Below are 765 nucleotides of genomic sequence, written 5' to 3'. Positions count from 1 at the left end.
AGCCGGTCACCGTCCCAGCCGAACCAGATGTATTGGGTTTCTGTTTCGCCGGTTTGCGGATTGATTTGCGTGACGAGTTTACCAACGCGACGTCCGAGCGGGTCGTAGATATAGCGCGCCTGCGTCTGAATCTGGACATCCTCTTCCATTTTCAGACGCGTCAGCCGGTGCGCCTGGTCGTAAGCGAAATGGCTGATGGCCCCGCGCGGCGCTTCCCGCCAGCCGGCGCGGTACGGGCGTTTCTCCGTCAGGTTGCCGAATTTGTCGTGTTCATAAATGTACCGCTCATCGCGCTGGATGCGGTTGTGATACCAGACCGGCAGCGTGTCGGCGAGCGGCATATTCAGGTCGGGGTGCGTGCAGTTGCGGTTACCGGCGGCGTCGGTGAAGGTGGCGAGAAAACCGTCCGGCGAGCTGACGCTGTTCAGGCGACCGGCCGGGGTATAGGCGTAATGATGGTCACCGAGGCCGGTGGTCATCTGCGTCATCTGCCCGGCGGTGTTGTACTCGTAGCGGCGCATCAGGTTCGGATGGCCGGTGTCCGGCGTGCGCTGCGCGGCGAGTTGTCCGGTGGCTGAATAGACGTTTTCACTCTGCCAGCCGTCGCTGAACCGGCGGATGGTTTCGCGGTGCAGCCTGTCGCGGCTGAGTTCGAGCACCACGTCGTGCCCGAGCTTCACGCCCAGCAGGTGCCCGGGGCCGTAGGTCTGCCAGCGGATTTCCGGCAGACCGTCGTAGCGGGCTGAGGCCTCGAATCCGCGCGGG

At 63.8% G+C, this 765-nt stretch carries 1 pseudogene; it reads right to left on the bottom strand.

Features of this window, described 5'->3' with window-relative positions:
• Positions 1-765 (bottom strand): annotated as a pseudogene (locus ACLBVC_RS24760) (hypothetical protein); the annotation flags it as partial.

The sequence above is a fragment of the Rahnella selenatireducens genome (genome assembly GCF_046449555.1).
GTDB classification, from domain to species: domain Bacteria; phylum Pseudomonadota; class Gammaproteobacteria; order Enterobacterales; family Enterobacteriaceae; genus Rahnella; species Rahnella selenatireducens.
The sequence above is the reverse complement of the archived record's forward strand: the minus strand, read 5'-3'. Positions and strand labels throughout refer to the sequence as shown.